21 protein-coding genes are annotated in these 25,279 nt (G+C 68.7%); 14 read left to right on the top strand and 7 right to left on the bottom strand.

Annotated features, from left to right (window positions below; translation table 11 throughout):
* Positions 1–34: 34 nt before the first annotated feature.
* Complete coding sequence (locus ACZ5BM_RS04085) at positions 35–3,145, bottom strand: DUF4347 domain-containing protein (RefSeq protein ID WP_498910106.1); 3,111 nt, start codon at positions 3,143–3,145, stop codon at positions 35–37.
* A 511-nt stretch (positions 3,146–3,656) separates the two neighbouring features.
* Between ACZ5BM_RS04085 and ACZ5BM_RS04080 the strand changes: the two genes are divergently transcribed.
* From ACZ5BM_RS04080 to ACZ5BM_RS04055, 6 genes are all read left to right on the top strand, one after another.
* Positions 3,657–4,535 carry a peptidylprolyl isomerase gene (locus tag ACZ5BM_RS04080; protein WP_498910104.1) on the top strand — a complete coding sequence of 293 codons (879 nt, stop codon included), beginning with the start codon at positions 3,657–3,659 and terminating at the stop codon, positions 4,533–4,535.
* Positions 4,532–5,062 carry a bifunctional adenosylcobinamide kinase/adenosylcobinamide-phosphate guanylyltransferase gene (gene cobU / locus ACZ5BM_RS04075; RefSeq protein ID WP_498910102.1) on the top strand — a complete coding sequence of 177 codons (531 nt, stop codon included), beginning with the start codon at positions 4,532–4,534 and terminating at the stop codon, positions 5,060–5,062. Before ACZ5BM_RS04080 ends, cobU begins: the two co-directional genes overlap by 4 nt.
* 150 nt (positions 5,063–5,212) lie before the next feature.
* Entirely contained in the window at positions 5,213–6,106 is an 894-nt protein-coding gene (locus ACZ5BM_RS04070) for an aldo/keto reductase (RefSeq protein ID WP_498910100.1), read from the top strand.
* 27 nt (positions 6,107–6,133) lie between these two features.
* Positions 6,134–6,742, top strand: a complete 609-nt coding sequence (gene cobO / locus ACZ5BM_RS04065; protein ID WP_498910099.1) for a cob(I)yrinic acid a,c-diamide adenosyltransferase — start codon at positions 6,134–6,136, stop codon at positions 6,740–6,742.
* Between the two features lie 17 nt (positions 6,743–6,759).
* On the top strand, positions 6,760–8,214 hold the full coding sequence (locus ACZ5BM_RS04060) for a cobyric acid synthase (protein ID WP_498910097.1): 1,455 nt from the start codon (positions 6,760–6,762) through the stop codon (positions 8,212–8,214).
* 77 nt (positions 8,215–8,291) lie between these two features.
* Positions 8,292–8,447: a hypothetical protein gene (locus ACZ5BM_RS04055; RefSeq protein ID WP_498910096.1), complete on the top strand. Its 156-nt coding sequence runs from the start codon at positions 8,292–8,294 to the stop codon at positions 8,445–8,447.
* Between the two features lie 151 nt (positions 8,448–8,598).
* On the opposite strand, the gene putA is transcribed toward ACZ5BM_RS04055, so the two are convergent.
* On the bottom strand, positions 8,599–12,252 hold the full coding sequence (putA, locus tag ACZ5BM_RS04050; protein WP_498910094.1) for a bifunctional proline dehydrogenase/L-glutamate gamma-semialdehyde dehydrogenase PutA: 3,654 nt from the start codon (positions 12,250–12,252) through the stop codon (positions 8,599–8,601).
* Positions 12,253–12,412: 160 nt separating this feature from the next.
* Here putA and ACZ5BM_RS04045 point away from each other — a divergent pair, with 160 nt between their 5' ends.
* The 3 genes from ACZ5BM_RS04045 (at position 12,413) to ACZ5BM_RS04035 (ending at position 13,982) form a co-directional block, all read left to right on the top strand.
* A complete protein-coding gene (locus ACZ5BM_RS04045) occupies positions 12,413–13,351 on the top strand; it encodes a J domain-containing protein (RefSeq protein WP_498910093.1) in 939 nt (312 codons plus the stop codon).
* Positions 13,348–13,683, top strand: a complete 336-nt coding sequence (locus ACZ5BM_RS04040) for a chaperone modulator CbpM (RefSeq protein WP_498910091.1) — start codon at positions 13,348–13,350, stop codon at positions 13,681–13,683. The genes ACZ5BM_RS04045 and ACZ5BM_RS04040 overlap by 4 nt, the downstream gene beginning before the upstream one ends.
* Before the next feature lie 128 nt (positions 13,684–13,811).
* The gene (locus ACZ5BM_RS04035; RefSeq protein WP_498910089.1) at positions 13,812–13,982 is read left to right on the top strand and encodes a hypothetical protein; all 171 of its coding nucleotides are present in this window, start codon (positions 13,812–13,814) and stop codon (positions 13,980–13,982) included.
* On the opposite strand, the gene ACZ5BM_RS04030 is transcribed toward ACZ5BM_RS04035, so the two are convergent.
* From ACZ5BM_RS04030 to ACZ5BM_RS04015, 4 genes are all read right to left on the bottom strand, one after another.
* Positions 13,964–14,248, bottom strand: coding sequence for a hypothetical protein (locus tag ACZ5BM_RS04030; RefSeq protein WP_498910088.1), 285 nt, complete (start codon positions 14,246–14,248; stop codon positions 13,964–13,966). The two genes, ACZ5BM_RS04035 and ACZ5BM_RS04030, sit on opposite strands and share 19 nt — an antisense overlap.
* Before the next feature lie 217 nt (positions 14,249–14,465).
* Positions 14,466–14,798, bottom strand: a complete 333-nt coding sequence (gene fdxA, locus ACZ5BM_RS04025) for a ferredoxin family protein (RefSeq protein ID WP_498910086.1) — start codon at positions 14,796–14,798, stop codon at positions 14,466–14,468.
* Between the two features lie 142 nt (positions 14,799–14,940).
* A complete protein-coding gene (locus ACZ5BM_RS04020) occupies positions 14,941–15,222 on the bottom strand; it encodes an RNA-binding S4 domain-containing protein (RefSeq protein ID WP_498910084.1) in 282 nt (93 codons plus the stop codon).
* The gene (locus ACZ5BM_RS04015) at positions 15,223–18,246 is read right to left on the bottom strand and encodes a helicase-related protein (protein WP_498910082.1); all 3,024 of its coding nucleotides are present in this window, start codon (positions 18,244–18,246) and stop codon (positions 15,223–15,225) included.
* 117 nt (positions 18,247–18,363) lie between these two features.
* Between ACZ5BM_RS04015 and ACZ5BM_RS04010 the strand changes: the two genes are divergently transcribed.
* The 3 genes from ACZ5BM_RS04010 to ACZ5BM_RS04000 all read left to right on the top strand — a co-directional run bounded on the left by ACZ5BM_RS04010 (position 18,364) and on the right by ACZ5BM_RS04000 (position 20,935).
* Complete coding sequence (locus ACZ5BM_RS04010) at positions 18,364–19,860, top strand: leucyl aminopeptidase family protein (protein ID WP_498910080.1); 1,497 nt, start codon at positions 18,364–18,366, stop codon at positions 19,858–19,860.
* 147 nt (positions 19,861–20,007) lie between these two features.
* Positions 20,008–20,394 (top strand): MarR family transcriptional regulator, encoded by a 387-nt coding sequence (locus ACZ5BM_RS04005; protein WP_498910078.1) that lies wholly within the window; start codon positions 20,008–20,010, stop codon positions 20,392–20,394.
* Positions 20,395–20,485: 91 nt separating this feature from the next.
* A complete protein-coding gene (locus ACZ5BM_RS04000) occupies positions 20,486–20,935 on the top strand; it encodes a hypothetical protein (RefSeq protein ID WP_498910077.1) in 450 nt (149 codons plus the stop codon).
* Positions 20,936–20,939: 4 nt separating this feature from the next.
* Here the strand turns inward: ACZ5BM_RS04000 and ACZ5BM_RS03995 are convergent, their stop codons facing one another.
* Positions 20,940–22,028 (bottom strand): glycosyltransferase family 4 protein, encoded by a 1,089-nt coding sequence (locus ACZ5BM_RS03995; RefSeq protein WP_498910076.1) that lies wholly within the window; start codon positions 22,026–22,028, stop codon positions 20,940–20,942.
* 155 nt (positions 22,029–22,183) lie between these two features.
* On the opposite strand from ACZ5BM_RS03995, the gene ACZ5BM_RS03990 reads away from it, so the two are divergent.
* Both ACZ5BM_RS03990 and ACZ5BM_RS03985 read left to right on the top strand, forming a co-directional pair.
* A complete protein-coding gene (locus tag ACZ5BM_RS03990) occupies positions 22,184–24,064 on the top strand; it encodes a polysaccharide biosynthesis protein (protein ID WP_498911476.1) in 1,881 nt (626 codons plus the stop codon).
* Complete coding sequence (locus tag ACZ5BM_RS03985) at positions 24,061–25,197, top strand: DegT/DnrJ/EryC1/StrS family aminotransferase (RefSeq protein WP_498910075.1); 1,137 nt, start codon at positions 24,061–24,063, stop codon at positions 25,195–25,197. The genes ACZ5BM_RS03990 and ACZ5BM_RS03985 overlap by 4 nt, the downstream gene beginning before the upstream one ends.
* The last annotated feature ends 82 nt before the right edge of the window (positions 25,198–25,279 follow it).

Below are 25,279 nucleotides of genomic sequence, written 5' to 3'. Positions count from 1 at the left end.
CAGCGGCCGTCCCCCCGGGGCTTTCTCCGCGTCGTCAGGCGGCGTCGGGAAGATCTGCGATCTCAGGCCGCCCCGTCGTAGCCGGGTAGGGCAGGGTGCCGACGACCGACACCTCCAGGAAGCAGGTCTCGTGACGGGCTTCGCCGAGTGCCAGACTGGCGGCGCCGTCGGTCCAGCGCCGATCCTGCTCCAGAGCGTGCCAGCCGGCCCCGTCCAGCGCGGCCGCTGCAACCGCCTCACCCTCCAGACCCTGCCACAGGATCAAACCGGACACCTGCACGCCAAGCCGGCGCCGGTCGTCGACGAAGGGGCCGATCGCCCGGGCCGGGCTGGACGACAGTGATTCCAGCGCCACAGCGCGGCGCCCGGCCGGCAGCGGAAAGAAATGACGTCCGCCATCCTGCCAGCGTGCCGAAACCGTGCTCCCGTCATCGAGACGAAGCGCGATGCGGGGATCGTGCTGCGTCGGCACGGTCCGCGCGGGCATGGCGAGCCCCAGTGCGGCCGAACGCCGGGCGAGGTGCTGCCAGATCGGCTCGACGACAGCGCGCGCGGTTTCGACCGGCAGACCGTTCTCGGCGGTGCCGCTCGGTTCGCCACTCTTTTCGCCGGCGGACGAACGCGGACGCAGCATCACCACGTCGTTGTTGGAGAAATGGCTGCGATTGCCGGTGTCCAGGTAGCTTTCCGTGGTCAGCCCCTCGGAGATCAGGATCCCGTGCCGGTCCAGCTCGATATGGAAGTAGCTGTAGCTGCCGATCGAGCGGTCCTCGACGATGCTGCCGCCATTGACCAGCATGCGGGCGGGCACGAGCCGGTTCTCGACCAGGATGCAATGCTCCGCCGTGACCAGCAGGTCGCGATGCGGAATGCCCTGGGCGACCGCGTCGCGCCGGATGCGGATCGGGTATTCCCCGCTTTCCGCGACGGCGGCGCTGTCGAGATGGCGCGTGCCGATCCAGCGGATCGGGCGGAAAACGACGTCGCCCGCTTCCTGCACGGCGACCAGATCGATCGCGCCGGTCCGGCGCCGTTCAAACAACGCTTCCACGGTGATCTCTCCGTCCGGCGTGAGGATATGGGTGCCGGACAGGAAGCAGGTCGCCGTGATGACTGTCGATGCGGTGGCGGGGATCGTGCCGGAGATGCCGTCCGACACAGAAAGGGAGATGGTGGTGTCGACCGGCGAGGCGGCGCCGGTCGGCGTGAACAGCAATGAATCCAGGTCGGCGTTGAAGGCGGCGAGGCTGCTGGCGCTCAACGTGTAGACGCCCGGCGTCGCGGTGGCGGTGAGGCCGGTGCCGGACAAGATGCCGTTGTCGGCGGTGACGCGTCCGGCGCTGTTGGTGAGCGTCAGCGTGGCGCTCATCGTCGGCGTGCCGTGCGCATCCGCCACCTGAGCCGCATAGAACGGAGCGATGGGCGTCGTGCCGCTGGTCAGGCCGGTCGGCACGATGCCGAAGAGCTGCGGGTTGCCCGAGCCGATCGCCATCGCCACCACCCCGGTCGACGGGGTCTGGAACGAGAAGGCGGTGCCCGGGGTCGAGGTGAGGGTGTGGCTGGCGTTGCCGCTGGGGGCGGTCGCGCTGATGGTGCCGGTCACGGTCACCGTGGCGCTGTCGCCGGAAGACAGGTTGATGTTGTTGAGATTGATCGCGCCGGTGCCGGTCTGTGTCTGGGCGTCGTCCTTGACCGTCCATGTCACGTTGGTCTCGACGGAGGATGGCGCGTCGAGAAGGGTGATCTGGTTGGAACCGTTCGGTCCGGTGTCGGTGATGGTGTAGGTGTAGGAGAACCTGTCGCCCGGCAGCAGCGTGTAGGTGCCGGCCTGGGCGGAATTCGGATAGGTGATGACCGGCGTTGAGACGGAAAGGTTCACCGGCAGCGTGACCGAGACGTTCTCGATCGCATGCAGATCCCTGTGTCCGCCCGTGCTCGCCGCGAAACCGAGATAGAAATTGTTCGGCAGCGTCTGCGCAACGCTGAGATTGTTGATGACCTGGTTATAGGTCCTGCCGCCATCGGTGCTGACGAACACCGAGAGGCTTTCGTGCCCGCTGTCGATCTTGAGCAGGTTGATCTTGACCGTGCGCGTGCCGTCGATCCCGGCGGCGAACTTGTTCGTGCTCAGCAGCTTGTAGCCGCTCGTGCCGTTACCCGCGCCGCGCACGCCGATCTCGTTCGGGATCTGGCCGATGCCGGTCTGGATGCCGCGATCCGTTGCGGAGAAGTTGCCGTAGGTGTCGAAGCCGATGCCGAGGAAGCCGTTGGTGATGCCAGCCTGTCCGTCGTTGGAGTAGCCGAGACCGCCGCCGTAGCCGCCCGCCTGGACGGTGCTGGCGGAGCCGCCTGCGGCGGTGATCGCGTCGGCATCGAGCAGAAAGAACGAGATGCCGTCGGCCCCGTCGCCGCCGCCGGAATAATAGGTGAACTGGACGGAGATGCCGGTCGTGGACGGAAACGACTGCTTGTAGACGGCGATCCCGTGCTGGTTGTTCACGGCATCGGTCAGCTGCAGGTAGCCGTTGCTGTTGATGAGGGTGTTGCCGGCCGCAGCAAAGCTGGAGATTCCGGTGAAGGTGCCGATATTGATCGGCAGCCCGGCCGGCGGGCCATTGCTGGCCAAGGGCTGCGCGAACGCTTCTTCGGACGCCTTGCTGAACACCTCGGCCGCAGCGAGAGGCGCGCCGGTGCTGGTCACATCGAGCGTCCAGCTGTCCCCGGGCGTCAGGCCGCCGACCGGATGCGAGGCTGCGGCGACATGGGCGCCGGTCGCGGCGGCGATCTGATCGACCAGGGCCTGCCCGTTGCTGCCTCCCCCCGTGTCGCAGCCATAAAGCTGGATACTGCCGCCGGGTGCGAGCGACGCGCCGATCCTGGCGAACGCATCCTGCGACCCGGCAACGGCGGTGGCATTCACCGTGGTGGCGCCAAGCCGGATCGCGCCTTCGCTGCCGTGTGCGATCACGGAGATCGAGGCGAGGCCGTTCCGGCCGGACAGCGCTTCGGCGATCTGCTTCAAACCGTTCTCGAACGGATCGAGCAGGTAGATTTCGGTATCGGGCGAGACGCCGTCGAGCAGCGATGCGTAATCCGCCACGGCAGGATCGACGAAGACCGCCTGCGCGGCGATCTGCCGGTCCATCCCTGTAGTCGCCGTGCGAGAGGCGAATGTCGAGAACAACAATTTGGCCATGAAGCTGTCTCTATTTTGAGAGAGATGTAAATAAAATCTTTGTCGTTTCTATAGAACATTGTTCCGATAACGAAAAGAGTTTTGAATTCAGAAACACGCTTGTCTAATATTGTAAAACTGGATCTGTTTTTTGGACTTCCGATCGCATGACATGACATGAGATGACGTATCGACGTTCGATTTATTCCAATTTGCGACGGTTCGAGGGACGCCTCGGTAGCCGAATTCGTGTCGGTACGATCGAGCATCCGTCCGGCGGCATTCAGTGGGTAAAAACGCGTTGCCCGTCGCGGATCGATATTCCCCCTATCTCCGCTTCCGAATTCCGACACATCGTTCTGACATCGTATCGGGAGCGGCGGCCGATCCATCAGCCGGAGGAGCCTCGGGCGCGTTTCGCGCACGCGATGAAGCCGCTACGTTTACCGGCCGAAAACGCGGCAGTCCCGGGACCAAGCCCATGCGCCTTTCACGCTGTCTTCTTCTCGCCTGCACCGCCCTGTTGACGGTCGCGGCGGCTCCTGCGGGGCGATCGCCGGCCGAGATCGTCGCCGCCGCGCCGGACACGGCCTGGCACCACCTCGATCCGTCGCGTCTGTTGCTGATGACGCTGGCCGACAACCGCCAGGTGATCATCGAACTCGCGCCCGGTTTCGCGCCCGTCCACGTCGGCAATATCCTGAAACTGGCCCGTGCAGGCTGGTGGAACGGTGCCGCCATCGTGCGGGAACAGGACGACTACGTGGTGCAATGGGCGCGCATGCCGGAGGGGCAGACGCTGCCGGCCGGCATCGTCGCGCATCCGCCGGCGGAATACGAAAGCGAGGCCGGTTCGCCGATCGTTCCGCTCGGTTTTCCCGACCCTTATGCGGCGAAGGTGGGCTGGACGGACGGTTTCCCAGTGGCGAGCGACGGCAGGCACACCTGGCTCACCCATTGCTACGGCATGGTCGGCGTCGGGCGCGACATGCCGCCCGATACCGGCAGCGGCGAGGAGCTTTATGCCGTGAACGGTCAGGCGCCGCGCCAGCTCGACCGCAATATCGCCCTGGTTGGCCGCGTGGTGTCCGGCATGGACATCCTGTCCGCCCTGCCACGGGGCACCGCTGCTTTGGGCTTCTACGCCGACCCGAAGGACCGCGTGCCGATCCGGTCCGTGCAGGTCGTGGCCGACATGCCGGAGCGGTCGCGGCCGATGGTGCAGATCCTGCCGCCGGGCGGCGCCGCGTTCGCGGCCGTGCTGGCGGCGCGTGTCGACCGGCGCGATCCGTTCTTCGTGCGCCCGGCCGGCGCCACGGATCTGTGCAATGTTCCCGTGCCGACGCGCAGGGTCCGTTGATCGCTCTGGTTCTGGGCGGGGCGCGTTCGGGCAAGAGCCGCTACGCCGAGGCGTTGTTCGAACCCTGGCCCGCACCCTGGCTCTATCTCGCGACGGGGCGTGCTTGGGACGACGAGATGCGGGTCCGCATCGCGCAGCATCGCGACCGTCGCAACGCGCGCTGGCATACGGTCGAGGAACCGGTCGCTCTGCCGGAAGCACTCCGCGCGGCCGGACCGCAGCCGGTGCTGGTGGACTGCCTGACGCTCTGGCTCACCAATCTGATCCTGGAAGAGCGGGACATCGCCGCCGCGACGGCCGCGCTGCTCGACGCGCTGCGGGCGCGCGCGGCCGCCACCGTGCTCGTCGGCAGCGAAGTCGGGCTCGGGATCGTGCCCGACAACGCCTTGTCCCGTCGGTTCCGCGACGAGGCCGGGCTGCTGCATCAGCGCATCGCGACGCTGGCCGACCGGGTCGTTCTGGTGGTGGCGGGATTGCCGATGGTGGTGAAGGGTGACGCAGTCCGACCGGAGCCTGGCGCGACCTGAGGGCAATTGCTTCCACCGTCAGGCGCGTGGAGACCGACATAGCCGAGAGACGCGACAGTCATCGCAGGCCATCCTGTGACGCTTGTCGCCAATGACGGTGTTGACCGGCCCGAGCTTTATCTCCGTTGGCTCCGAGCAAATCGCATAGCTATGCAACCACCGCGCCGCCGCGCGTTACAACGCCGAACAATCCAGGAGCATTCCGTGCCGGCGATCCCCACCCTGACCCTGCGCGATGGCGGCGAGATCCCCGCCGTCGGTTTCGGCACCTACAAGCTGAACGGGCGGGAAGGCGTCGAGACCATGATCGGCGCGATCCAGCGCGGTTATCGTCTGCTCGACTCCGCCTTCAACTACGAGAATGAAGGCGCGGTGGGCGAGGCGGTACGACGGTCCGGAGTGTCGCGCGACGCGCTGATCGTGTCGTCCAAGCTGCCGGGCCGGCACCACGACCATGACGACGCGCTGCGCACGATCGAGGAATCCGTCTTTCGCACAGGGCTCGATCATCTCGACCTCTATATGATCCACTGGCCGAACCCGAAGCAGGACCGTTACGTCGAGGCATGGCAGGCGCTGATCGAGGCGCAGAAGCGCGGTTTGGTCCGCAGGATCGGCGTCTGCAACTTCCTGCCCGAACATCTGGACCGTTTGATCGCGGAAACCGGCGTCGCGCCGGCGGTCAACCAGATCGAACTGCACCCGTATTTTCCGCAGGAGGCGCAGCGCGCGGCCGACCGTGCGCGCGGCATCGTCACCCAGGCCTGGAGCCCGCTCGGACGCGCCAGCGCCATGCTCGAAGACGAAACCGTGCAGGAGATCGCCGAGCGTCTCGACCGCAGCATCCCGCAGATCATCCTGCGCTGGCATGTGCAACTCGGCGTGCAGCCTCTTCCCAAGGCCACCTCGCCCGAGCGGCAGAAAGAGAACCTGTCCGTGTTCGACTTCGCCCTGTCCGACGACGACATGAACCGCATCGCCGGCCTTGCACGCCCGAACGGCCGCACCGCCGATCAGGACCCGGCACGTTACGAGGAGTTCTGACCGCCCGCTCGTGCTATCCTGCCCGGCATGAGCGAAAGCACCGAGCCCGACCGTCACAAGCAGAAGATGCAGGCCCGCAAGGCGGTGCAGGACCGCGAGGTCGCCGAAAAGCAGGTCGAGAAGGGTCTGCTGATCGTCCATACCGGCGCGGGCAAGGGCAAATCCACCGCCGCCTTCGGCCTGCTGCTGCGCATGATCGGACGCGGGCGCAAGACGGCGGTGGTGCAGTTCATCAAGGGGGCCTGGAGCACGGGCGAACGGAGCGTTCTCGAGCGCTTCGGCGACCTTGTGGAATGGCACACCATGGGCGAGGGCTTCACCTGGGAAACCCAGGATCGCGAACGCGACGTCGCCGCCTGCCGGCGCGCCTGGGCCGTGACGGAAACGTTGCTCAAGCGAGAGGACGTCGCCCTGATCGTGCTCGACGAACTCTCCATCGCCCTGCGCTACGATTATCTCTCGCTGGACGAGGTGCTGGCCGCCTTCGCGACGCGTCCGGCCATGCAGCATGTCGTCGTCACCGGCCGCAACGCCAAACCGGCCCTGCTCGAAGCCGCCGATCTGGTGACCGAGATGACCGCCGTGAAGCACCATTTCGCCGCGGGCGTGAAGGCGCAGGAAGGGATCGAGTTCTGAGCCCTCCCGCCGCCCTGATGCTGCAGGGCACGGGTTCCTCGGTCGGCAAATCGGTGCTGACCGCCGGCCTCGCCCGTGCGCTCACGTCGCGCGGCCTGCGGGTGCGTCCGTTCAAGCCGCAGAATATGAGCAACAATGCCGCCGTGACGCCGGAAGGCGGCGAGATCGGCCGGGCGCAGGCCCTGCAGGCGCGCGCCTGCCGCGTGCCGCCCTCGGTGCACATGAACCCGGTGCTGCTGAAGCCGCAAAGCGAAATCGGGTCGCAGATCGTCGTGCAGGGCAGGGTGCGGGGCAACGCTCGTGCGCGCGAGTACCAGTCGATGAAGCTCGGCCTGATGCCGTTCGTGCTCGACAGCTTCGCCCGTCTCGGCGCCGAGGCGGATATCGTTCTGGTGGAAGGCGCGGGCTCGGCGTCGGAAGTGAATCTTCGCCGCGGCGATATCGCCAATATGGGCTTCGCCACCGCCACGAACACGCCGGTCGTGCTGGTCGGCGATATCGACCGGGGCGGGGTGATCGCCAGTCTGGTCGGCACCCACACCGTTCTGCCGGATGCGGATCGCGCGCTGATCCGGGGCTTCGTCGTCAACCGCATGCGCGGCGATCCGAGCCTGTTCGCCGATGGCATGCGCGCCGTGGCCGAGCACACCGGCTGGGCGCCGCTCGGGCTGGTGCCGTTTCTGCCGCAGGTCTCGGCGCTGCCGGCCGAGGATGCGGCGGAGCTGACGCAGATCGCGCGCCGTCGCGGGGGAAGCGGGCGCATCCGCGTCGCCGTCCTGTTGCTGCCGATGATCGCCAATTTCGACGATCTGGACCCGCTTCTGGCCGAGCCCGATCTCGACTGCGTCCTGCTGCGGCCGGGTGAGCCGATCCCGGGCGATTGCGCTCTGGTGATCCTGCCCGGTTCCAAGGCGACCATCGCCGATCTCGCCGCTTTGCGGGACGCCGGTTGGGAGATCGATCTGCTGGCGCATCGGCGTCGCGGCGGGCGCATCCTCGGCCTGTGCGGCGGCTACCAGATGCTCGGCCGTTCCGTGGCCGATCCGGACGGTACGGAAGGTCCACCCGGCACCGCGCCCGGCCTCGGCCTGCTCCGGATCGACACCGTGCTTGGCGGCGACAAGCGTCTGACGCCCGTGTCTGGCAGGCTCAGCGCCGGAAACGTGCCGTGCACGGGCTACGAGATGCATATCGGCCGCAGCGACGGGCCGGACCGCGACGCCCCGTTCCTGCTGCGCGACGACGGCAGGGCGGAAGGCGCGGTGTCCGGCGACGGTCTCGTCACCGGCACCTATTTGCACGGCGTGTTCGCCGGCGACGCCGCCCGCGCGGCTCTGCTCCGTCAGTTGGATGCCATCCCGGCGGGACGCGATCACGAGGCGGGCATCGAGCAGGCGCTGGACGCTCTGGCGGCGCATCTGGAGCGGCATCTCGATATCGACCGGATACTGCGGATCGCACGCGGCGGATGACGGTTTTCGGGTAGAACCAAGCGGAGGGCGGCGGATCGGTCCGATCCCGTCACGCTCCGGCCGGATGGAGTTGTCTCATGGTGTTCACGCTGCTGATCGGCGCCTTCGCGATCATCCTGCTGGTGATCGTCCTGTTCACCATCATCGGCGCGATCGGCCGCGGCGTGGCGAAGCGGGAAGCGAAACCCGATCCCGTGATTGCCGACTCTCGGGACGAGTTCGACGTGAAATAGCGCCGGGCGCCTTATCCCTGGATGTGATCGCCCACGAGGCTCATCAGATAGATGAACAGCATCAGACCGCTCAGCATCAGCGCGACGGGCATCCAGGGCTTCATGCGGACCTCGGGTTCGGGGGAGCGGCTGCCTCCCCCATAGCCGCAAATCAATCCAGCGTCATCAAGCTCGCATTCCCGCCGGCTGCCGTGGTGTTGGTGCAGAGGCTGCGCTCGTGCATCAGCCACTCCAGCGGAAAACCGCTGCGTTCGGCGTCGCAACGGAACACCGGCACCAGCGGCCCTTCCGCGGCGGCGAGATCGCGCGCCAGTCCGGGCAACGCGTCGGCCCCGCACAGCACGGCCGCCGCGGGCGACGCCATGGTTTCCAGCGCCAGAACATCCGGCAGGGCCTGCAGCGCGCGGGTGACGGCGCGCATCTCGCCCGTCCTGGCCCGGACCCGGGCGCGGTTGCCGGTCGCCAGCGTGGCGGCGAGCTGAAGCAGGAGGTCCTCCTCGGTGTCCGCCACGCACAGAACAGTGCCGCGCGGACGCAGCGCATACTCGTTGCGCTCGCCGACCGGGCCCGGCAACAACTTCTCGACCCCGAACGGGCTGCGCGCCAGGATCGCCAGACAGGCTGGCTGCGACGGGTGGCCGTCCAGCAGGGACAGGAAACGCCAGGCCGCGTCCGGCGCCTGCCCGGGCAGGATGGCGTGGGTCGCTTCCGCGCGGCGCAGACGATGCAGGATCAGCGGACCGCCCGCCTTGGGACCGGTGCCGGACAGGCCGGTGCCGCCGAAAGGCTGGCTGCCGACCACGGCGCCGATCAGGTTGCGGTTCACGTAGAGATTGCCCGCCTCGCTGCGTCCCACCACCCGGTTCACCGTGTCGTCGATCCGCGTATGCACGCCGAAGGTCAGTCCGTAGCCGGTGGCGTTGACGGCATCGACGGTCGCCTCGAGCCTGTCCTCGCGGAAGCGCAGCGCATGCACCACCGGCCCGAACACCTCGGCGCCGAGCTGGTCGATCCGGTCGATCTCGATCAGGGTCGGCGCCACGAAACTCCCCTGCGCGCACGCTGACGGCAACGGAAAGCGTGTGACGCGGCAGCCGGCCGCCTCCATGCGCGCCACGTGACGCTCGATGATCTCGCGGGCGTCTTCGGTGATCACCGGGCCCACATCGGTCGACAGCAAGGTCGCATCGCCGACGCGGAGCTGCTCCATCGCGCCTTTCAGCATGGCGATGACGCGCGGTGCCGTCTCGTTCTGCAGACAGAGCACGCGCAGCGCGGAGCAGCGCTGGCCGGCGGAGTCGAAGCCCGAGGCCACCACGTCGGACACCACCTGCTCCGGCAGCGCCGCGCTGTCCACGATCAGGGCGTTCTGGCCACCGGTCTCGGCGATCAGCGGGATCGCGCCGGAATCGCCGTTCGCGCGTTCGGACAAGCTCTTGTTGATGGCCCGCGCGACCTCGGTGGAACCGGTGAACATCACGCCGGCCACGCCCGGCTCGCGCACCAGCGCCGCACCGATCTCGCCGCCGCCGGGCAGGAATTGCAGCGCGCCGCGCGGCACGCCGGCTTCGTGCAGGATCGACACCATGCAGGCGGCGATCAGCGGGGTTTCCTCCGCCGGCTTGCACAGCACCGCATTGCCGGCCGCGAGCGCCGCCGCCACCTGGCCGGTGAAGATCGCCAGCGGGAAGTTCCACGGGCTGATGCACAGCACCGGGCCCAAGGCCGCGCCGTCATCGGGCAGGGTGCGGGCGTCGGCGGCGTAGTAGCGCAGGAAATCAACCGCCTCGCGCACCTCGCCGATGCTGTTCGCGGCGGTCTTGCCCGCTTCGCGCATGATCGGCGCGAGCAGGGACGGCATCAACGTCTCCAGCTGGTCCGCAGCACGCGACAGGATGGCGGCACGTTCCGCGGAGGGCGTCGCCGCCCAGGCCGGATGCGACACGACTGCCGCCGATACCGCGCGCGGCACGTCCGCCGGATCGGTATCGGCGCAGGTGCCGACGATCCGGCTGCGATCCGACGGGTCGGAACAGGAGCGTGATTCGGTCGGCGTGGCGTCGAAGGCCAGGATCGGCATCGCGTGGAACGACGTCTCCCCGCCCCGTTCCATCAGGGCGGACAGAACCGACAGCTCGGTCTCGGAAGCCAGATCGAACCCGGCGGCGTTGCGCCGCTCCACACCGAACAAGGCGGCCGGGGCGGGGATCGCGTCATGCGGCGCGCCGACCGGAAAGGCCGAGGCGGCTTCCTGCACCGGATCGCCCACCAGGGACGAGACCGGCACCTCCGGATCGGTGATGCGGTTCACGAACGAGCTGTTGGCGCCGTTCTCCAGCAGGCGACGCACAAGATAGGCCAGCAGCGTTTCGTGCGTGCCGACCGGCGCGTAGATGCGGCAGGGCCGGTCCAGCGCGTTCGCGCCCACCACCTGCTCGTAGAGCGCCTCGCCCATGCCGTAGAGACACTGGAATTCGTAGCGGTCGGGATCGTGCGGCGTTTCGGCCGCGATCGCCATCACGGCGGCGACGGTCTGGGCGTTGTGCGTGGCGAATTGCGGGAAGATCGCATCCGGCGCGTCCAGCAGCAGCCGCGCGCAGGCGAGATAGGAGACGTCGGTGTGCAGCTTGCGCGTGAACACCGGATAATCCGAAAGCCCGGCCTCCTGCGCCTTCTTGATCTCGCTGTCCCAGTAAGCACCTTTCACCAGACGCACCATCAAACGATGTCCGGTGCGGCGCCCGAGCGCGATCAGATGCTCGATCACCGCCGGCGTGCGGCGCGAATAGGCCTGGATGACGAAACCGATGCCGTTCCAACCGTCCAGATCGGGCTGCTCGCAAAGGCTCTGCACCAGATCGAGCGAAATCTCGAGCCGGTCAGATTCCTCCGCGTCGATGTTGAGCCCGACATTGTGTTCGCGGGCGAGGCTGGCCAGCTCGGACAGGCGCGGCAGCAGCTCGTCGCGAACACGCTCCTGCTGGGCGCGGCTGTAGCGCGGATGCAGGGCGGACAGCTTCACCGAGATGCCGGCGGCGTCGCGCAGCGGCAGAGGCGCCTTGTTGCGACGGGCCCGTTCCGCGTTGTGCGCACCGATGGCGCGGATCGCGTCCTGGTAGGAGCGGAGATACGCCTGCGCGTCGGACTCCGTCAGCGCCGCTTCGCCCAGCATGTCGAACGAATAGCGGAAGCCTTCCGCTTCGCGCGGGCGCGCGCGCTTCAATGCCTCGCCGATGGTTTCTCCCATCACGAACTGCTCGCCCAGAACGCGCATGGCGCGGTCCATCGCGCGCCGGATCAGCGGCTCGCCGCCGCGCGCCAGCACGCGCAGGAGTGCCGCCTGTAGTCCGGCCTCGCCGGCGCCGTCCTGCAACTTGCCGGTGATCAGCAGCCCCCAGGTGGCGGCATTCACGAACAGGGACTGGCTGTTGCCCAGATGGCGATGCCAATGCCCGCCGCCGATCTTGTCGCGGATCAGCTTGTCGCGCGTGGCGGCGTCGGGAATCCGCAAGAGCGCTTCGGCCAGACACATCAGCGCCACGCCTTCCTGCGAAGACAGGGCGTATTCCCGCATCAGCCCTTCCACCGGACGCGGCCGACCGCGCGTGCGCAGCGCTTCGACGAGACGGGTGGCGATGGCGGTGGCGCTATCCGGCGTCGGTCTCGCGATGCTCAGCAGATGGGCGACGCATTCCGCCTCGCTCCGGCGGGTGGCGTCGGTGATCCGGCGGCGGGACGGTTCCGGCGCGCGCCAGACGGGAGCGAAGGAACCGGGCGCAGCGCCAGCGGTCGGCAACGTGTCCATGAGCGGCAAGCACCATTGGTCGGAGGATATGCGGCGGAAAGACCGTCTCCAACCATACAAGCCGACACTTTGCCAGAGCGTTCGGCGCATGCTTCGCTGTTGATATGAAGCGGAGCCGGAACCAGCTAGGCCGGATCACGCGCAGCAAGGCGGAAGCAGGATGGCGGACGACCCCTATAAGATCCTCGGCGTATCACGGGACGCCGATCAGGATGCGATCCGCAAGGCCTATCGCCGGCTGGCGAAGGAGAACCATCCGGACCTGCATCCGGGCGACAAGGCGGCCGAAGAACGGTTCAAGCATATCGGCGTCGCCAACAGCATTCTGAGCGATCCCGAGAAGCGGGCCCGGTTCGATCGCGGCGAGATCGATGCCGGCGGACAGGAACGGCCGCAACCGCCGCCGGGCTATCGCGAACACGCCGAGGGCGCGTCCGGCGCCCGCTACGGCAGCTATGGTGGTGCGGGGTTCGGGGGTGGCGGCTTCGGCGGCGGCGGCTGGAGCCAGGAAGATCTGGGCGACATCTTCGGCGACATGTTCAACGGCGGAGGACGAGGGCGCGCCCGCCCCAGCGGCCCGCGTCGCGGCGAGGACCATTCCTACACCCTGTCCGTCTCGTTCGTGGATGCCGCTCTGGGCGCCACCCGCCGCCTCACCCTGCCGAACGGCTCGGTGCTCGACGTGAAGGTGCCACCCGGCCTCGAGGACGGGCAGACGCTGCGCCTGCGCGGCAAGGGTGGCGAGGGGATCGAAGGCGGACCGGCGGGAGACGCGCTGATCCGCGTTTCCGTCGCCGAGGATCAGCGCTTCCAGCGCGACGGCGACGATATCCGCACGGAGGCCTTCGTGTCGGTGCGCGATGCGGTGCTGGGCGGCCGCGTCCAGGTGGAAACCCCGGCCGGTCCCGTCTCGCTCACCGTGCCGCCCGATTCCGATACCGGTTCGGTGCTGCGTCTGCGCGGACGCGGAATCGCCGCGCATGGCGGACGCGAGGCCGGCAATCTCTTCGTGCAGCTGAAGGTCAGGATCGGCACCGAGGATGCGGCGCTGAAAGCCTTCCTGCGCGGCGACGCAACCACTCCGGAGAACGCGGCATGATCACCGCCGACACGCTGTGCCTGCGCATCACGCGGGTAACGCCGGTGGACCTCGAGGAATGGGTGGCGCGGCGCTGGCTGCGTCCCGACGGCGAACCCGGCGCATGGCTGTTCCGGCCGATCGACGAGGCGCGCGTGCAGCTCATCGTCGAACTGCGCTACGACCTGCATATCGACGACGAGGCGCTGCCGGTGGTGCTGTCGCTGCTCGACCAGCTCTATGCGGAACGACGCCATATGGGCCGGGTGCGCGACGCGCTGATGCACGAAGATGCCGGCCGCCTGCGCGAGGTTCTGGTGCGTATTCTGGAGAACACGCAACCGGTTCGTTGAGGGAATGGCGCCGGGTGTGAACCCGCCCGGCGCCGGACCGTTACGGTGTCGCCGCCGGACGATGGCGGCGTCATACGGAGGGGCGGCGTCATACCGGGGCGGCGTTCTTCCGGGTTGGGGTGGCTGCCATGGCTTTCGATGGATCCAATTTCCGCGAGCCCGAAGCCCCCAAGAAGGGGCCCCCGCGCAGCGAGAACGTGCTGACCGGCCTGATCCTCGTCCTGCTGCTGGGCATGCTGATCCTGCCCGTCTCCGCCGCGGGACTGCGCGACGTCGCGCTCTATATCGGCCTGGAGTAATCGCGCAGCATTCGCCGAATCGGCCGGAACGGCAGCAGCGCCGCCGCCAGAACCATCGCCATCACGGGCGCGCCGACACCGAACAGGATGATGTCGCGCGGGCGGGCGATCAACGCCGTCAGCAACCCGGCCGGCGATGCGGACGCCGTCCAGACACGCAATCCGAATTCGGTCGTCGCCGCAAAAAGGGTGACGGCGAGTGCGATCCGGCGTGACGACCGGAACCGCACCACCGTGGCTCCGGTCAGCAGCGCGACCAGAGGCATTCCGAATCCGGCCGACCAGCACGCCTCTGCGGCGAGGATCGGCGACACGAAAAGGGTCAATGGATGGAAGCGCGCAAGCTGCCATGACAGAAGCGCCAGCAGAAGCTGGAGGAGGCCGAAGCCCAGCGCGCATTGGCACAGCGCGAAACAGACCGCCGCAGCCGATCGCCGCAGCGGGGAAGGCGCGCCGTCGTCCGGAAACGACGGCGTTCCGGCCTCAGGCGTTGTGCGGGTTGGGCGACAGCATCGCCCCCTTGCCCGGCTTGTCCTTCCATTCGTCCGCATCGGCGGGCGCGGTGCCCTTGCGGGTGATGTTCGGCCAGGTCTTGGAATACTCGGCATTGGTTTCCGCCCAGGCCGTCGCACGGTCGTCGCTGTCCGGGAAGATCGCCTCGGCCGGGCATTCCGGCTCGCACACGCCGCAATCGATGCATTCGTCCGGGTTGATCACCAGCATGTTCTCGCCGGCATAGAAGCAGTCGACCGGACAAACCTCGACGCAGTCCATGTATTTGCAGCGGATGCAGTTCTCGGTGACCACGTAGGTCATCGCTCATCTCCGATCGTGCGACGCGGACCATCGCCCATGCGCGTGAAACCAGGGCCGTATCCCTTAGGGGACGCGGCCGGGGCGCACATATGTGGTCGTTTCGGATCGAAGGCAAGCGAATCAGGGCATTCGCGAGCGGTTCTCAGCCCGGAACCTCCTCGTAGAGCAGGCGCGCTTCCGGTGCCGGCCCGCGACGCGCGGCCAGAAACAGCACGCGCACCACGCGCACCTCGCCGCGCAGGGGCAGGGTGAGCACGTCGCCCGGCCGGAGACGCGCATGCGGCTTGTCGGTCGGCTGCCGGTTGATCCGCACCGACCCTTCCGACACCAGACGCGCGCAATCCGAGCGCGCCTTCAGGAAGCGCGCCGACCACAGCCAGAGGTCGAGCCGCTGCCAGTCGCGATCCTCTTCTGCTCCCGCCACTCAGCGCCCGAAGCGCAAACCAGCCAGCACCGCGAACGGGCTGTCCGGGTTGTAGGGACGAGCCGGCGGGCGCTGCGGCGCTGGCGGGCGCGGCGGCTTGGTGTTCGGGCGTGCCGGACGGTTGGGCTGAGCCGCCGCGTCGCCCGTCGCATCCGTCTGCGCGGCCGGGCGCTCTGTCCTGCCGCGACGTGGGCCATGCCCGTGCCTCGGCCGGTTCCGCTGCCGTCCGCCGTCAGGCTCCCCGTCCGTCGCGGTCCCTGCGGTCGAGGCCTCGCTGTCGCGCGTGGCCGACGCCTCCGCGGGTGCGGCCTGACCGCCGCCACCCCTGCGACCACGACGGCGCCGGTTGCGGCCCGCCGCCTTTTCCCCATCCGCCGGCACGGACTCGGGCGTTTCGCCGGCCGCGAGCGATCCGGCCGCCATGTCTTCCGGCGTCTGCGCGGCTTCGGCGGTCTTGTCCGGGCGTCGGCGATCGCGATGGCGCCCCTGGATGCGCGCACGCTCGCCGCGCGGCGCGATCAACGGCGGGGCAGGCGGTCCGAACGCATCATCGGGCAGCGGAAAGGCCGGCAGCATGCGGATCTCGAGACCCGGCAGAACCTGAGACAGGATCTCGCCGCGCACGGACAGGCGCGAGGCGAGGTCGGGCGGCAGGGCGGTGGGCCTGCGACGGGTGATCCAACCCAACTCGCCCGCGATCTTCTCCGCGACGTCAAGACGCAGCAGCACCGGGCCGCATACCACCCAGCCCAGACGCGGCAACATGCCCGCCGGGGCATCGCCTGCTTCCGTCGCGGGCAGGGAGATGCGCCCTTCGCGCGGCAGCTCGAACATCGGCGTTCCGGCGCGCACGGACAGGAGGATCGCCCGCAGACGTGCCTGCTTCGGCTTCAGCAGCGCCGGCATGAACAAGGCGAACCGCCCGGCGCGCACCCCCATCGCCTTCAGCTTGGTGCGCACCTCCGGCGTCAACGGCCCGCGCTGCGGCCCCGGCACCAGCCCGGCCTGCTCGGTCAGGATGTGCAGCACGCCGCGCAGCGCCCCGTCTTCCGCCGCCTGCTTCTCGGCCGCGAACAAGGGCGCCAGCGTCTCGGCGATCGTCGCGTCGACGAACTGCTGCAAACGGGCGCGAACCTGTTCGCGCTGGCTGCCGTCGAGGAACTCGCTGTCGCGCACCTCCACGGCCGGTTTCAGCAGGGTCGGGCCGGGACGCAAACGGCCCACGGGCGCGCCGTCCCAGCCTACGGTGCGGCCATCCTCGGCGATGGAGAAGCTGTCATCCGTCGCCGTGGCCAGGGCCTGCACGCGGCGGGGAATCTCCTCGCGCAGCGCACGACGTGCGGCGCGCAGCACCAGGCGCTTTTCCGGGCCTTCCGCCTGCGGATCGGGAATCAGGGCGAAACCGGACACGTGCCCGACCGAATGGCCCTCCACCACCACCTCACCGCGCGCGGTGACGGCGGAGAGAAGCTCAGCCCCTTCGCCGCGATCGGCTTCGTCGAGCGAGCGGATCAGCAGGGCGGCACGCTTGTCGACGAAGCGGGCGGTCAGGCGCTCGTGCAGCGCGTCGGACAGGACGTCCTCGATCGCACGGGCACGATCCTGCCAATGCGCGGCATCGTCCAGCCAGTCCCGGCGGGCGGCGATATAGGCGCAGACGCGGATGCCGGACAGGCGCTGCATCAGCGTGTCGATATCGCCGTCGGCACGATCGAGATTGGTTAGCAGCGAGTCGAGCCACGCATCCGGCAGGCGCCCGTGCTCGTGGATCTCGTTGAACACCCGCGCGCAGAGGCGCGTGTGGCTGTCGTCGCCCAGCTTGCGGAAATCCGGGATCTGGCAGGCATCCCAGAGCAGGCGGGTGTTCTTGCGATCGGTGGCGAGCTTGCGGATCTCCGGATCGGCGGCCAGGGCGGCGAGGGTCTGCAAGTCCGACGCCTCGTTGCCGGCGACGAGCCCGCGCGACGGCGGCGGGCGTTGCAGACTGTCCAGCAACGCGTCCGGGCTGCTCAGGTCGAGCTCGCTGTTGCGCCAGAACAACTGCTCCAGCGGATCGAACCGGTGCGCCTCCACCGCCTGGATGATCTCGTCCGGCATCGGCGGGCAGGTGCCGGTGGTGCCGAACGTGCCGTCGCGCATGCCGCGCCCGGCGCGCCCGGCGATCTGCGCCACCTCGGCCGCGGTCAGACGTCGCGGACGGGCGCCGTCGAACTTGCTCATGCCGGCGAAACCGACATGGTTCACATCCATGTTCAGACCCATGCCGATCGCGTCGGTCGCGACCAGGTAATCGACTTCCTTGTCCTGGTAGAGCGCCACCTGGGCATTGCGCGTGCGCGGACTCAGCCGGCCCATCACCACCGCGCAACCGCCGCGACGGCGACGGATCAGCTCGGCGATGGCGTAGACCTCGGCGGCGGAGAAGGCGACCACGGCCGAGCGCGGCGGCAGCTTGGTCAGCTTCACCTGCCCGACATTCAGAAGCTGCGACAGGCGCGGGCGGGTCTCGATCTCCGCCTGCGGCACCAGCTTGTGCAGGAGCGGGCGGATGGTCTCCGCGCCCAGGAACATGGTTTCCACCGTGCCACGTGCATGCAGCAGACGGTCGGTGAAGACGTGGCCGCGATCCGGGTCGGCGCAAAGCTGAATCTCGTCCACGGCGACGAATTCGGGCCGCTTCTGCTCGTCCAGCGGCATGGCCTCCACGGTGCAGGAGAACCAGCGCGCGGCGGGCGGGATGATCTTCTCCTCGCCGGTGATGAGCCCGACGGCGTTCTCGCCCTTGGCGGCGACCATGCGATCGTAGTTCTCGCGCGCCAGCAGCCGCAGCGGAAAGCCGATGATGCCGGAGCCGTGCGCCAGCAGCCGCTCCATCGCCAGATGGGTCTTGCCGGTGTTGGTCGGGCCGAGAACCGCCTTCACCCTGGGCGCGAACGGGCCGCTTCGCGGTCCCTCGGCCGGGCCGGAGGAATGAACGGCGTTGAAACCATGGGGACGAGCGGAGGCGCCTGGCATATCCGGCATGGTCGGAGTGTCCGAGACGCTTTGCAAGCACCCCCCCCTTCCGGTGCCGCCCGGTTTGCCAGAGCCGCCCCGGGGGCGGACAACGAACCGATCGCAACCGAAAGCGTAGCCGCTGCCATGACCGAGACCGATTTCTTCCCGACGGACCGTCCGCTCGATTGCCTGGTGGAGTCGTCCGACCCGCGCGCGGCATCGGCCCGCATCGTCCGTGCCGTCCGACCCGCCGGGCTCGAGGCCGTGCTGGCCGGTCTTCCGGCTCCGCATGCGGCCTGGGCGAAGGATCGGGGCTTCGCGGCGTCGCGCGGCGAACTCCTGCTTCTGCCGGGCGAGAACGGCACCGAAAGCGCCCTGCTCGGGCTGGGCGAGGAAACGGGTCCCTTCGCCTATGGCGGTCTGGCCGCGGGGCTGGGCGGCGGCAAGGACGAGGCCCGGATCTGGCGTCTGGCGCTTCCCGATGACGAAGATGCCGACACCGCCCTGCTCGGCTTCTGCCTCGGCGCCTATCGCTTCAACGCCTTCCGTGCCGCCAAAACGGTGCCGGCCCTCCTGGTCGCGCCAGACCCGGCCAGAAAGGGAAGGGAGATCGCCCGCGCCACCTGGCTCGCGCGCGATCTCATCAACATGCCGGCCAACCATCTCGGCCCGGCCGAACTCGCGGACGCCGCGCGGGACGTCGCAGTGCAGTTCGGCGCGCGGGTCTCCGTTCTGAGCGGCGATGCGCTGGCGAAGGACTATCCGACCGTGGCCGCCGTCGGGACCGGATCGAGCCGCGCGCCGCGTGTCGTGTGCGCGGAGTGGCGCGGGAGCAGTGCGGGAGAGGCCGCGCCGCATCTCTCCCTGGTCGGCAAGGGCGTGGTGTTCGACACCGGCGGCTACGATCTGAAGCCGTCCGCCGGCATGCTGCGCATGAAGAAGGACATGGGCGGTGCAGCGCTGATGCTGGCCCTGGCGCGCGTGGTGATGGCCATGGACCTGCCTGTGCGTTTGTCCCTGCGTCTGGGTTGCGTCGAGAACAGCGTGTCCGGCAGCGCGATGCGCCCGTCCGACGTTCTGCGGACGCGTCGCGGCCTGACCGTCGAGATCGGCAACACCGATGCCGAAGGCAGGCTCGTGCTGTGCGATCTGCTGGCCGAAGCATCCGACGAGAAGCCTGACCTGCTGCTGGATGCCGCCACCCTGACCGGCGCTGCCCGCGTGGCCCTGGGTCCAGATCTGCCGGCTCTGTTCTCCAACGACGACGCTCTCGCGATGGCGTTCGAGCGGGCCGGCGCCGAGTCGTCCGATCCGGTCTGGCGACTGCCGCTCTGGGCAGGGTACGACGAGTGGCTATCCAGTTCCGTTGCGGACCTGAATAATGTTTCATCCCGGCCCATGGCCGGCGCTGTCACAGCCGCGCTGTTTCTGCAACGGTTCGTGGCCGAAAAGGTGCGGTGGGCCCATCTGGACACCTACGCATGGAACGATGCGACCCGTCCGGGCCGTCCGGAGGGGGGCGAGGCGCTGGGTTTGCGTGCGCTTTATAACGGGACCTTGCGGTTCCTTAATCTCGCGGCCGATACGAAACAGTCTGGTAACGTAAACGGCACTGAACCAAGCGAGATGAATGGACTATAAGCGGAAGTGCCACCACCGACGCATGTCGGGCTCCTTGTCGGACCCCTCGGCTGCGCTGTTCGGACCCGCAAGGACGGGCCGGATCTGAAGGGGTGGACAGACGGGCCGCGTGTCGCGGTCCGGCTCGCAAAGGAAAGGATTCTAGGGATGGCTCAGGCATCGGCGACCGACCATCTGGTGGCAACGCTCCGCGACACCGTGGTCTCCATGGTGCGCCGCGACGGACCCGATCTGTCCGCGCGCCAGCTCGGCGTGTTCCTCACCTGCTATCTGAACGACGAAGCGCACACGGTTCGCGGTCTGGCCGCCGAACTCAACGTGTCCAAGCCCGCGATCACCCGCGCACTCGACCGGCTGGGCGAACTCGATCTCGCCCGTCGCAAGGTGGACCCGATGGATCGCCGTTCGATCCTGGTGCAGCGCACGTTGAAGGGCGCAGCCTATCTGCGCGAGCTGCGCTCGATCATGGGTGAGGCGTCCGCGCCGAACCGGACTCGCGGCGAGGAGCGTGCCAGCCGTCGCGCCGTCGGCTGACCGTCCGGGCAACCGTTCCGTTCCCGAGCGCGTTGCGTTCGCTCTGGCGGGTCTCGACCCGCCCGGCACGCAACCGTTCGGGATCATCATCATGCGTCTTTCCACTTTCGCCGCCGCCGCCGTTCTCGGGTCGTCGCTCCTGGCCGTTCCGGCCATGGCGGAAGATCCCGGCACCACCAGCGCGCCGGTCGGCTATGTCACGATCACGCAGAAATCCGCCGATATCGGCGTCGGCGCCAGCTGGGGCCACGGCGTGCTGCTGTTCAACCACCACAAGTACGGTTTCTCGGTGAAGGGCGTCGATGTGGCCGCGGTCGGCTTCTCGAACATCACCGGCAAGGGCCGGGTCTACAACCTGAAGAACCTGCACGATTTCGACGGCACCTATGCCGCCGCCAATGGCGAAGCCACGGTCGGCAAGGGTCTGGGCGGTCAGGTGCTGAAGAACGGCAACGGCGTCGAACTCCGCATCGACACCTTCACCAAGGGTGCCCGTCTGGCCGGCGCCGCTCAGGGCATCGAGCTCACCCTGGACAAGTAAGCGTTCAGGACCAGGAACCGAGTCCGGCACGCGCGGCGCGCTGCCGGACCGTCATCCCCCAGGAGAATTGCGGCAGGATCACCATCGCGATCGCCACGAACGGCCGGTTCGGCAAGAGCGTCAGCGAAACTGCGAGACCCCACGCCGCGAATCCCCAGTGCATCAGCGTCACCGCCGTTCGGGACATACCCGCCCGCGCCGCCACCTGATACAAATGGCCGCGATGCGCCTGCGTAATCCGCTCCCGGTTGCGGAGACGACGCAGCAGCGTGAACAGAACGTCCACCAGAAGCCCCGCCAGGATCAGCGGAATCGACAGCGCCAGCGCCGGACGTCCCGTGTCCACCAGCAGCAGCAAGGCGAACGCTCCGACCAGCAGGCCGCAGACCTGACTGCCGACATCGCCCATGAAGATCCGGGCACGGGGGAAATTGAACGGCAGAAAGCCAAGCAGCCCGGCGAACAGCATCAATCCCGTGCCGGACAGAAGCGGATCGCCGCAGACGACCCCTAGCAGAACCGCAAACAGCCCACACAAGGCGCAAACCCCGCTGGCAAGGCCGTTCAGCCCGTCCATGAAGTTCACCGCGTTGGTGCACAGCATCACCCAGCAGAACCCGCCGATGCAGAAGACCGGCAGATCCCAGCCTGACAGAACGAACGGCGAAACGATCTTCGGGCTCCCGGCCGGTTCGGCAAGCGCCGCCAGAACCGACAGCACCGCGCCGACGCATTGCGCGCCGAGTTTCAGGGCAGGCGGAAACTGACGCAGATCGTCGAGCCACGACACCGCCGCCACCAGCGCCACCGCCGAGAGCAGCAGGATGGCCGGCCAGAGATGCGACGCCGGTGACGGCAGCAGCAGCAGCGCCGCCGGCACGCCCAGCAGAACGCAGCCCACCATGCCCACCCCGCCGCCGCGCGGCGTCGGCTGCTCGTGCGCGCTCCGCCCGACCGGCATGTCCATCACCGCCAGCCGGATCATGCGCCGGACCAGGACGATGCTGAGCAGCACGGCCAGCACGAGAAGCAGCCCCAGCCGCTCGGACAGCAACGGCAGCATCCGGTCGATGGCGGTGTGGAAGGTGTGCATGACGGCGCCCCTCGCTTCTGGTTCGCAGGCGGCTGGGCTATAGGGGCGCGGTCATGCCGCCGCAACGCCCCAGCCCGCCGGACTCCGTCACCGTTGCGCCAGCGTCCTGGCCCGGTGCCGGCGCGGTCGGCCCGCGTTCGAGCGTGCGCGACCGCATGCGGCCCTGGAACCGCATCCTGGTCAACATGGCGCTGGACGGCACGCTGGCGGCGATCGGTGCGCCCCTGGCCCGCTGGCTGGCCGATCCACGCTCTGGTCTTCTGCATCCGCTGTGGTTCGTCGCCGGCGGCGCCATCACGCTTCTCGTCGGCGGCGTGCCGTTCCGCGTGCAGCAGCAATACTGGCGTTTCTCCGGCGTGGCCGATCTGCTGGCGATCGCCGGCGGCTCCGTGGCCAGCGCGATCCTGTTCGCCTTGCTGCTGCTGGCCACCGGCTTCAGCCTGCCCACACCGACCTTCCCGATCATCCATGCCCTGGTGCTGCTGGTTCTGCTTGGCGGGCTGCGCATCGTTTATCGCCTGTCCCAAGGCAGGCCCTTCGCCGGCCGCGTCGGTACGCAGCGCGTCCTCCTTCTGGGCAAGGACGAGGCAGCCGATCTGTTCATCCGCGCGGTGCGCCGCGAACAGGCCACGCCATTGCGCGTGGTCGGGCTGCTGGCGCGCGGCCGGCATCAGCCCGGCCGTCGCATCCACGGCGTCCCGATCCTGGGGACGATGGCCGATCTGCCCGCCGTGCTGGAGCGTCTGGCCCGCAAGGAGCGCAGCCCGGACGGTCTGGTGATCGCCGACCCCGATCTGCGTGGCGAGGAGCTGGCCGCCGTGCTGCGCGCCGCGGAAGCGCACGCCATCACCGTCGGCCGCGTGCCGGATCCGACCGCCCTGTCCCCCGCCGCGCGCGTCGAATTGCGTCCGGTGGCGATCGAGGACCTGCTCAACCGCCCGCCGGTTTCTCTCGATCAGGCCGGGCTTTCGGCCCTGGTGCGCGGCAGGCGCGTTCTGGTGACCGGCGCCGGCGGTTCGATCGGTTCCGAACTGGCGCGCCAGCTGGCTGCCTTGCACCCGTCCGAGCTGGTCCTGCTCGACCATGGCGAGTTCGCGCTGTGGCAGATCGAGATCGAGCTGGCCGAGAAACATCCCGAGCTCGTTCGCTCCGGCGTGGTGGCCGATATTCGTGACGCCGCACGGCTTCAGGCCGTGTTCGAGACGCACAGGCCGGAGCTGGTGTTCCATGCCGCGGCGCTGAAACACGTGCCGATCGTGGAAGCCAATCCGGGCGAGGGCATGCTGACCAACGTGGTCGGCACGCGTCAGGTCGCGGATGCGGCCCGTGCGGTCGGGACCAGCGCCATGGTGCTGATCTCCACCGACAAGGCGGTCAATCCGAGCAGCCTGATGGGCGCCTCCAAGCGCGCGGCGGAGATGTATTGTCAGGCGCTCGACGTCGCGGCGCGTCGCGACGGCGGCATGCGCTGCATCACCGTGCGCTTCGGCAACGTGCTCGGCAGCACCGGCTCCGTGGTGCCGCTGTTCCGGCGGCAGCTCGAGCGCGGCGGCCCGCTCACCGTGACCCATCCGGAGATGCAGCGCTATTTCATGACGGTGCCGGAAGCGGTCTCCTTGGTGCTCCAGGCCAGCGCCATGGGCAGCGGTGACATCACGGCCGATGGCGGCATCTTCGTGCTCGACATGGGCCAGCCGGTGAAGATCGTCGATCTGGCGCGTCAGATGATCCGTCTCGCCGGCCTGCAGCCCGGCCGCGATATCGAGATCCGCTTCACCGGCCTGCGACCGGGCGAGAAGCTGTTCGAGGAACTGTTCCACGGCAGCGAGGCACCGCTGCCGACCGGACAGCCCGGCCTGCTGATCGCCAAGCCGCGCATGGTCGATCTTCTCGAGGTGGGCGCCGTGCTCGACGGCATCGCCCACTCCTGCCGCGCCGGGGATCATGCATCGGCGTTCGACCTCGTGCACCGCCTGGTGCCGGAATTCCGGCACAACCCGCTTGGGCTTTCCCGAACCGAAGGAGCTTCCGCATGAGCCAGGAGCCGATCAGCTTTCTCGATCTGAAGGCGCAGCAGAAGCGGATCGAACCGGCGCTGCGGGCGCGTCTGGACGCGGTGCTGGCGCATTGCCAGTTCGTGTTGGGCCCGGAGGTGGGCGAGCTGGAAGAGCGCCTCGCTGGCTATTGCGGCGCAGCCCATTGCGTGGCGGTCAGCTCCGGCACCGACGCGCTGCAGATCGCGATGATGGCCGAAGGCATCGGGCCGGGCTGCGCCGTGTTCCTGCCCGCCTTCACCTACACCGCCACCGCGGAGGTGCCGTTGCTGCTGGGCGCGGTGCCGGTGTTCGTGGATGTCGATCCGCGCACCTTCCAGATCGACATCGACGCCCTGGAAGCGCGTATCGCCGACATCCGCGCCGCCGGAACCCTGCGCCCCGCCGCCATCATCGGCGTCGACCTGTTCGGCCAGCCGGCGGACTGGATCGCGCTGCGCCGCATCGCCGGCGAAACCGGCATGTTCCTGCTCGACGATTGCGCGCAGAGCTTCGGCGGCGCGACCGGCGGCCGCAAGCTCGGCCGCGAGGCGGATGCGACCGCGATCTCCTTCTTCCCGTCCAAGCCTCTGGGCGGCTACGGCGATGGCGGCGCGCTGCTGACCGACGATGCCGCCCGCGCGAAACTCTATCGGTCGCTCCGCTCGCATGGCGAGGGCGACACGCGCTACGAGGTTCTGCGCACCGGCATCAACGGCCGCATCGACACGCTCCAGGCGGCGATCCTGCTGGCCAAGCTCGACGTCTTCGAGGAGGAGCTGCGCCGTCGCGAACAGATCGCCACCGCCTACGACCAGGCGCTCGCCGACGTGCTCGACGTGCCGGTGCGTGTGCCGGACAGCGAGAGCGCCTGGGCGGTGTATGCGGTGCTGCTGCCCGATACCGGCCGGCGCGACGCGCTTCAGGCCGCGCTGCGTGAGGCCGGCGTGCCGACCGCGATCTACTACCCACGCCCCCTTCACCTTCAACCGGCCTATCGCGCCCACCACGACGGCGCGTCCCTGCCGGTGTCGGAGGATCTGGCCGGGCGCATTCTGGCGCTGCCGATCCAGCCGGAACTGACCGACGCCCAGGTGGAGCGCGTCATCGCCGCCGTGCGCACGGCGCTGGCCTAGGAGCGGGCCCTAAAGCAGGTGCAAACGCGGGCCGGGGGGCGGGTCGGTCAGGCCGAACATCGTCCCGGCCGCCCGTCCACCA

It is taken from the genome of Lichenicola sp. GTC18331 (assembly GCF_055386855.1).
This window is presented reverse-complemented; position numbering and strand designations above follow the sequence as displayed.